Below are 8,181 nucleotides of genomic sequence, written 5' to 3' on the forward strand. Positions count from 1 at the left end.
TGCCCTCCCGCAAGGCCGATGCCCAAAGCGCCAGCATATCCTCAACCGACGCACCACCAATCATCAGATCCCGAATCATGGTCGCCCATCGATTCAGAAACCCTAGCAAAACGCAACTGTAGTGCTAGATCTGGAACCGTCGCGTCTCGCCCACCACACCTTCGAGGCCGAAGCGGCGGAGCTTGGCGTAGACCGTGCTCTTGGCGATCCCCAGATCGCGGGCCACCGCGGTCATGTTGCCCTTGTGCGCCTGCATGGCGCGCAGCATGGCAAGCCGCTCGGCATTCTCCATGCCGGTGAGGCCGCGCAAAGGCTCAGCCTCGCCGGCCTGCGCGAGCGGGGCCACCATATCACTTTCCGCCGGCATCCTGATCTCGTCCGGGATGTCCGCTTCGCTCAGTTCCTCCCCCTCGGCGATGAGCAGCATGCCCTCGATGACGTTGCGCAGCTCGCGCACGTTTCCAGGCCACGCATAGGCCTGCAGCACCTCGATGGCCCGGGGCGAGAGCCGGCGGGGTGCCAGTCCCTGCCGTCTGGCGAGGTCCTGCATCAGATGCTCGGCCAGCAGCGGGATGTCCGTGGCGCGCTCCCGCAGGGCGGGAATGGAGATGCTGGTGACCGCGACGCGATAGAACAGGTCCATGCGGAACCGCCCCGCCTCCACCTCGCGTCGCAGGTCGCGGTTGGTGGCGGCCACGAGGCGCAGGTTGACCTTGCGCGGGCGCGTTTCGCCGATGCGGTAGACCTCTCCCGATTCCAGCACCCGCAGGAAGTGGGGCTGCAGGTCCTTCGGCATCTCGCCGATCTCGTCGAGGAACAGCGTGCCGCCGTCCGCGGCCTCGATCTTGCCGATCATGCCGCCGCGGCGCGCGCCGGTGAAGGCGCCCTCCGCATAGCCGAACAGCTCGCTCGTCAGCAGCTCGCGGGAGAAGCCGCCGCAATTGAGCGCCACGAATGCGCCGTCACGCCCGGCACTGCCGGCGTGGAGGCATTGGGCGAACACATCCTTGCCCACGCCGGTCTCGCCCAGCAGCAGGACCGGCGCCCGGCTCTTCGCCAGCTGGCGCGCCCGGCCGATGGCATTCCGCAGGCTGGGGGCCTCGCCGACGATCCGCGCGAAGGCACTGTCCCCCGCCTCCGGCTTCGCGGCGGAGGCGTCGAGGCCCGCGGTCCGGGACGGCGTGGCCCGGCGCCCGGGCAGGCGCAGCACGATGCCAAGCCGCTCGCCATCGGTCACCACCGGCTCGAGCCATTCCCGCCGCATCCACGGCGGCAGCTCGTCGGGCAGTGTGGCCTGCTTGCGCCAGTTCAGGCGAAGCTGCGAAAGGTCCGTGCCCGGCGCCTCGCCGCGCTGTCGCTGCAGGTCGAGAAGTGCGTCGGCGGCGGCACCGTTGGCCTTCACAGCCCGGCCGCGGCGGTCGAACACGACCACGCCGTCGCTGCTCGACCCCGAAAGGCGGTCCATGCAGTGGTCGAGAAGGCGCAGGCGGAAATCCATCTCCTGCTGGGCGAGACGGTTCTCGATGCGCCCGGCGGTCGCCACCACGAGGGCGAGGCTGTGGCGATTGAAGGTGTCCGAAAGCCCGGAGACATCGACCACGCCGAGAATGGTGCCGTCATACGGATCGCGGATGACGTTGGCGGAGCACGACCAGCGCTTGATGCCGGAGCAATAGTGCTCGGCCGAATGGATCTGCACCGGCTGGCCGACCTCGATGGCCGTGCCGATGGCATTGGTGCCGCACGCCTGCTCGCTCCAGCTGGCGCCCGACAGCAGGTGGATGTTGGCCGCCGCGTCCCGCAGCCGCGTGTCCCCCTCCAGGTTGAGGATGACGCCGGCGCCGTCGGTGAGAACCATCACGGTGCCGGTTTCGGCAAGGAACTCCCGCGCCGAGGCCATCACCGGCTGGCTCGCCTCCAGCAGCTCGCGGCAGTCGTCGCGCAGGGAATGCAGCGAATCCTCGCGCATGGGCGGCGGGGCCTGGTCGCGTTGCGGGTCCACGCTGTTGCTGAGGCAGCGACGCCAGGAATCGTCGACGAGCCGGCGCAGCGCGTCGGAGCCGAACTCGTCACCGCCGAGGAATTGCTCCCACGACGTCATCACCTTTTCGTCGTTCTCGGGCACCGAGAACTTTTGTCCGGGCCTTCCGAAAGGCATTTTGTATCCTCCCCCCCGGCGGGTCCAATGAGCCGGCCGGTGTGCCGCCACCCGGGCAGATCTGCTGTCTGCGTTTTCGTGGCGGACTTTTGTCTTCGGTCTTTTGGTCTTGGGTCTTGTGGTCTTCGGTCTCGTGGCCTTGTGGCAGCCGCGGTGCGAACCCGCTCCGGCCTACTCCATGTGAAGCGACAACGGCCTGCGCCTCGCCGCTGCAAGGTCACCATGCCTGGGAGTGAGCGTAGCATCGATCATGCCATGCCGCACGCCCTTCAGATATCGAGACTTCCCGCGTTTCCTCCCCTCCGCGACCTTGCGGAAGGCGTGCCGCGGCGTTCGATTTTCGAATGCGACGGCGGCCGGAAATCGAACGCCTTCCGCCCGGTCCGGAGGCCAGGGGCAGGCTTTTCCCCAGTGGCACGGGCGTTGCTGCGCTCCCGCGACACCCCGCGCTGCCGGCGCCCGCTTCGAGACCGCCCATGGCCGAACACGATCCCATCGACCCGCGCATCCCCGTTACCGTGCTCACCGGCTTCCTCGGTGCCGGCAAGACGACGCTGCTCAATCGCCTCGTCACCCATCCGGACATGTCCGGCACGGCGCTGCTCATCAACGAATTCGGCGCCGTGGGCATCGACCACCAGCTGGTGGAGCAGATCGGCGAGACCATGGTGCTGCTCGAATCCGGATGCGTGTGCTGCACCGTGCGCGGCGATCTCGTGGCGGCGCTCGAAACGCTCCATGACAGGCTCGCGCGGCGGCAGATCCCGGACGTGCGCCGCGTGGTGATCGAGACCACCGGCCTCGCCGATCCCATACCGGTGGTCTGGACCCTGATGGAGCATCGCTACGTCGCCGCCCGCTTCCGCTGCGACGGGGTCGTCACCCTGGTGGACACCGGCCTTGGCGCCGAGCAGCTGGACCGGAACGAGGAGGCGCGCCGCCAGGTGGGCATGGCCGACCGCATCCTCCTCACCAAGGCGGACCTCGCCGACCGCAGCGCCCGCGAGCGGCTCGACGCCCGGCTCAACGTGCTCAATCCGTCGGCTCCGCGCCTTGCGGTGACCCATGGCGAGATCGAACCCCGACGCATCCTGGGCGCCGGACTTTATGCGCCGGGCAGCCTGCCGGCGGAGGTGGAGCGCTGGGTGGCTGAGACGGACGTTGCCGCCCGCGCCGGCGAGGCGCCGCCATCCGCCCATACGGCGGAGGCGCTGCCGGTAAGCTTCACCTGCTTCTTCAACCATCAGGTGCCCTGGCACGGCTTCGCCGTCGCCATGGGAGAGATTCTCGCGAAATACGGATCGCACCTCCTGCGGGTGAAGGGGCTGATGAACGTGGCCGGCCTCGGCACGCCGGTGGTGGTGCAGTGCGTGGAGCACGTCGCCTATCCCCCGGTGCGCCTGCCGCGCTGGCCGAAGGATGGAACACGCTTCGACATGCGCGGGCGGCTGGTGTTCATCGTCCGCGACCTGCCGGAAGCGGCCATGGACGACATCCGCCAACGCCTCGCCGACCTTCCCGGCGACGCGGCCGCCCTGCGGACCGCGGCAACCTCCCCCCTGCTGCCCACGCGCTGCTGGCTCAGCGCCCGCATGCCGGTTCAGGGCCGCAGCAGCTTCGAGACCGACGCCTGGCACGTCAATTCCCTGAGGCTGGGCGGAGGCCGGCGCGCCGCTGCGTCGTCATAAAGGCGCGCGGCGACCCGGCCGCCGCGCGCCCTCGCCTCACTTCACCGGCTCGAGGACGCTCACATAGTTCGCCACCGCCGAGCCGCCCATGTTGAACACCCCGCCGAGACTGGCGCCTGGCACCTGCATGTCGCCGGCGGTGCCGGTGAGCTGCATGGCGGACAGGACGTGCATGGACACGCCCGTAGCGCCGATGGGATGGCCCTTCGCCTTCAGGCCGCCGGAGACATTCACCGGGAGACGGCCGCCACGGGCCACCGTTCCATCCTCCAGCACCCGCGCCCCCTGCCCTTCCGGAGCGAGCCCCATGGCCTCGTAGGCCAAAAGCTCCGCGATGGTGAAGCAGTCGTGCACCTCGGCAAATGAGAGATCGCCGACCGTGATCCCGGCCTCGGCGAAGGCTGCCTCGAAGGCGCGGCGCGGCCCCTCGAAGCGCACCGGGTCGCGGCGCGACAGGGGCAGCAGGTCGTTCACCTGGGCCCGGCCGCGGATGCGCACGGCCCGCTGCGCCTCGCCGATGAGGTCGTCGGAGGCGAGCACCACAGCGGCTGCACCGTCCGAAACGAGCGAGCAGTCGGTCTTGCGCAGCGGCCCGGCGATGACCGGGTTCTTCTCCGAGACGGTATTGCAGAATTCGAAATCGAGCGCCTTGCGCATCTGCGCGAAGGGGTTGGACACACCGTTGGCGTGGTTCTTCACCGCGATCTTCGCCAGGGCCTGCGCATGGTCGCCATAACGCTCGAAATAGGCGCCGGCGATCTCCCCGAAGATGGACGGGAAGGTCTTCCCGCAGTTCGCCTCCTCCTTGACGTATGAGGCCGAGCCGAGGATGCGCGTCACCTCCTCGCCGGAGACCGCGGTCATCTTCTCGGCGCCCACCACGAGGGCGAGGCGCGCGCGGCCGGACTGGATGGCGTCACAGGCGGCGAAGATGGCGCCGGCCCCGGAGGCGCATGCGTTCTCGACCCGTGTCGCCGGCTTCCAGCGCAGGCCCGGCTCGCCGTTCATGGGCAGGGACGAGCAGAAGATCTCCGGCACGAAGCCGCCGTTGAGATTGCCGAGCCAGACGCCGTCCATGCGTTCCGCCGGGAAGCCGGAATGAACCAGCGCTTCGCGGCAGACACCCGCGATGAGCGCCTCCATGTCCATGTGGGCCAGCCGGCCGAAGGGCGAATGGCCCCAGCCGACGATGGATACTGCGTTGCCAAGCTTCATGATGCGTCCTGCCCCTGTCGCGTCGTCGTTGCGCCGGCGCTCCTGCACCGTGCGTGCCACCGCGTGGCCCCTTGGCGGCCCCTTGGCGGCCCCTTGGCAGCCCCTTGGCGGCCCTTGCCGGCCCTTGCCGGTAGAGGCGTGGCCGCCCCCACGGGAGCGCTCCGGGCGACCGAAATCCGGCCGCGGGAGTCGCAATTGCGGACAGCCTGGCAGCCCCGCCGCACGGGAAGAGCATGCGAACGCGCGGCCTTCAGCAATGGCATCACTCTTGCCGAGGAGGCGGCGCGGAACGCGGCCCTTGTCCGGCGCGCCGCCAATTCAACGACACTGGAAAGGGAGATCCCTCATGAAGGGTCTGGTCTATCGTGGCCCCGGCAAGAAGGCGCTGGAAGAGGTGGCGGATCCGCGGATCGAGCAGCCCACCGACGCCGTGGTGAAGATCCTGCGGACGACCATCTGCGGCAGCGACCTGCACATCCTGAAGGGCGACGTGCCCACCGAGAAGCCCGGCACCGTGCTCGGCCACGAGGGCGTCGGCGTCATCGAGGAGGTCGGCCCGGCGGTCTCGGCCTTCAGGAAGGGGGACCATGTCCTCATCTCCTGCATCTCGTCCTGCGGGCGCTGCGACTACTGCAAGCGCGGCATGTATTCCCACTGCTCCGTCGCCGGCTGGATGCTCGGCCACACCATCCACGGAACCCAGGCCGAATATGTCCGCATCCCCTTCGCCGACACCTCCCTGCATCGCATCCCCGAAGGCATGGACGAGGAAGCCCTCGTCATGCTCAGCGATATCCTGCCCACCGGATTCGAGTGCGGCGTGCTGAACGGCAAGGTGCAGCCCGGCAGCACGGTGGCCATCGTGGGGGCCGGGCCGGTGGGCCTCGCGGCGCTCCTCACCGCGCAATTCTACTCCCCCGCCGAGATCATCATGATCGATCTCGACGACAACCGCCTGGAAGTCGCCCTGACCTTCGGCGCCACGCAGACGGTCAACAGCGGCCGCGAGAATGCGGTCGAGCGGGTCATGGCCCTGACCGGCGGCATCGGCGTGGATACCGCGATCGAGGCGGTCGGCATTCCCGCCACCTTCGTGCTGTGCCAGGACATCGTGGCCCCCGGCGGCACCATCGCCAATGTGGGTGTCCACGGCACCAAGGCCGACCTCCACCTCGAACGGTTGTGGGCCCACAACATCACCCTCACCACCCGGCTGGTGGACACGGTGACGACGCCGATGCTGCTGAAAACCGTGCAGTCGAAGAAGCTCGATCCGCGCAAGCTGATCACCCATCGCTTTGCCCTCGCCGACATCCTCGAAGCCTACGAGACGTTCGAGAAGGCCGCGCAGACCAGAGCCCTGAAAGTGATCATCGGATAGCGTAGAGCTATCTGCACGACATCGGCTGAATCAGATCGGCGGTTTCCCGATAGACCTTCGGCAGTACCGGCACCTTTACAGAGCGGATGCCCAAGCGGTGGACTGAAACCGGCCCTGCGGACCTGATGCAGGGTCGGTTTCGGGGTTTTTGCCTCATTCTTCTCCCCCATGCTGTGCCAGCTCCTGACCCGCCTCGGTCTGGTGGACACCCATGCCAGCTTTTGCGCGCTTCGGAGCAGGTTCGATGGACGCACGATGTCGGGTGTTTCCGGAGGCCGAAGCCCGCCGGCGCGACGGCCGTCACGTCCTGCCAACAGCCCTTTGTCCTTGAGCGATGCTGCGAGGGATCCCTCGGGCGCCGCGCGGGCTCTTGCGCGGCGAGGCCGACCAATCATTCGTATACCACTCAAATAAAAAGACAATTCGAGACAAGCCCGAGATCGATCGGGATTATTATTAAATCAATTGACATTATGTGAAATAGTCCGTCATTTTCACGGAAATGATGGAGACCCTGATGAGTGCGCTTCCCGCAGAGGCTGCCGGCCCTGACTTCTTCTGGTTCATCCCGACCCATGGGGACGGCGCCTATCTCGGCTCGGAGACGCGGCAGCGTCCGCCGGAATTCGCTTATTTCCGCGAAGTGGCGCAGGCGGTGGACCGGCTCGGTTTCAAGGGCGTCCTGCTGCCCACGGGCCAGAGCTGCGAGGACAGCTGGATCACCGCCGCCGGCCTTGCCACCGCCACCGAGCGCCTGCGCTTCCTGGTGGCCCTGCGCCCCGGCGTCACTTCCCCGGCCTTTGCCGCGCGCCAGGCCGCGGCGCTCGACCGGCTCAGCGACGGGCGGCTCCTGCTCAACGTGGTGGTGGGCGGCCATCCGGCCGAGCTGGGGGCCGACGGCATCTTCCTCGATCATGACGCGCGCTACCGCCAGGCCGACGAATTCCTCGCCATCTGGCGCGACCTGGTGGCCGGCAGGACGGTGGACTTCACCGGCCAATATTACCGGGTGGAGCATGGCCGGCTCGATTTCCCGGTGGTGCAGCAGCCCCATCCGCCGCTCTGGTTCGGCGGCTCGTCGGATGCCGGGCACGAGGTGGCCGCCGAGCACACCAGCGTCTATCTCTCCTGGGGCGAGCCGCCCCACATCCTGAAGGACAAGCTGGCGGACGTGCAGGCCCGGGCGGCAAAGCGCGGGCGCAAGCTGAAGTTCGGCCTGCGCATCCATTTCATCGTCCGCGAGACCGAGGCCGAGGCCTGGGCCGCGGCGGACAAGCTCATCTCCCGCGTCTCCGACGAGCAGATCGAGAACGCGCAGAAGCGCTTCAAGGTCGAGATGGATTCCGTCGGCCAGTCCCGCATGGCAGCGCTCCAGCCGGGCGATCGCAACAAGCTCGAGATCGCGCCCAACCTGTGGGCCGGCATCGGCATGGTGCGGCGCGGCGCCGGCACGGCGCTGGTGGGCGACCCGAAGAGCGTGGCCGCGCGCATCCGCGAATACCAGGAGATCGGCGTCGAGACCTTCATCGGCTCGGGCTATCCGCACCTGGAGGAGGCCTACCGGGTGGCCGAGCTGCTGTTCCCCGAACTCGGCATCGACGGCCGCCGCCGCAAGGTCTCCGACAACATCGTCAACGAGTTCGCCGTGGGCTCCCACAGCGCCGAGCGGCGCCTCGCCGCCGTCTCCTGAACGCGCTCCAGAGGACAGATCCATGACCCGCCTCCTTTCTCTTATACAC

The 8,181-nt window shown here is 68.2% G+C and carries 5 protein-coding genes; 3 read left to right on the forward strand and 2 right to left on the reverse strand.

Going from position 1 to position 8,181, the window contains the following annotated elements:
• Positions 1–124: 124 nt before the first annotated feature.
• Entirely contained in the window at positions 125–2,125 is a 2,001-nt protein-coding gene (locus tag K9U41_RS20370) for a sigma-54-dependent Fis family transcriptional regulator (protein ID WP_282642678.1), read from the reverse strand.
• 509 nt (positions 2,126–2,634) lie between these two features.
• Here K9U41_RS20370 and K9U41_RS20375 point away from each other — a divergent pair.
• Positions 2,635–3,846 carry a CobW family GTP-binding protein gene (locus tag K9U41_RS20375; RefSeq protein ID WP_282642679.1) on the forward strand — a complete coding sequence of 404 codons (1,212 nt, stop codon included), beginning with the start codon at positions 2,635–2,637 and terminating at the stop codon, positions 3,844–3,846.
• Positions 3,847–3,882: 36 nt separating this feature from the next.
• Here K9U41_RS20375 and K9U41_RS20380 read toward each other — a convergent pair whose 3' ends face one another.
• The gene (locus tag K9U41_RS20380) at positions 3,883–5,061 is read right to left on the reverse strand and encodes an acetyl-CoA acetyltransferase (protein WP_282642680.1); all 1,179 of its coding nucleotides are present in this window, start codon (positions 5,059–5,061) and stop codon (positions 3,883–3,885) included.
• Positions 5,062–5,407: 346 nt separating this feature from the next.
• Here K9U41_RS20380 and K9U41_RS20385 point away from each other — a divergent pair, with 346 nt between their 5' ends.
• The gene (locus K9U41_RS20385) at positions 5,408–6,442 is read left to right on the forward strand and encodes a zinc-dependent alcohol dehydrogenase family protein (protein ID WP_282642681.1); all 1,035 of its coding nucleotides are present in this window, start codon (positions 5,408–5,410) and stop codon (positions 6,440–6,442) included.
• Positions 6,443–6,959: 517 nt separating this feature from the next.
• Positions 6,960–8,132, forward strand: a complete 1,173-nt coding sequence (ssuD, locus tag K9U41_RS20390) for an FMNH2-dependent alkanesulfonate monooxygenase (protein WP_282642682.1) — start codon at positions 6,960–6,962, stop codon at positions 8,130–8,132.
• Positions 8,133–8,181: the final 49 nt, after the last annotated feature.

The organism is Xanthobacter autotrophicus (genome assembly GCF_029991245.1).
GTDB lineage: Bacteria > Pseudomonadota > Alphaproteobacteria > Rhizobiales > Xanthobacteraceae > Xanthobacter > Xanthobacter autotrophicus_C.

Bases quoted from the DNA above. Each gene is read 5' to 3' on its own strand.
- K9U41_RS20375 (WP_282642679.1), top strand. From the start codon at position 2,635: ATGGCCGAACACGATCCCATCGACCCGCGCATCCCCGTTACCGTGCTC.
- ssuD (WP_282642682.1), top strand. From the start codon at position 6,960: ATGAGTGCGCTTCCCGCAGAGGCTGCCGGCCCTGACTTCTTCTGGTTC.
- K9U41_RS20380 (WP_282642680.1), bottom strand. From the start codon at position 5,061: ATGAAGCTTGGCAACGCAGTATCCATCGTCGGCTGGGGCCATTCGCCC.
- K9U41_RS20385 (WP_282642681.1), top strand. From the start codon at position 5,408: ATGAAGGGTCTGGTCTATCGTGGCCCCGGCAAGAAGGCGCTGGAAGAG.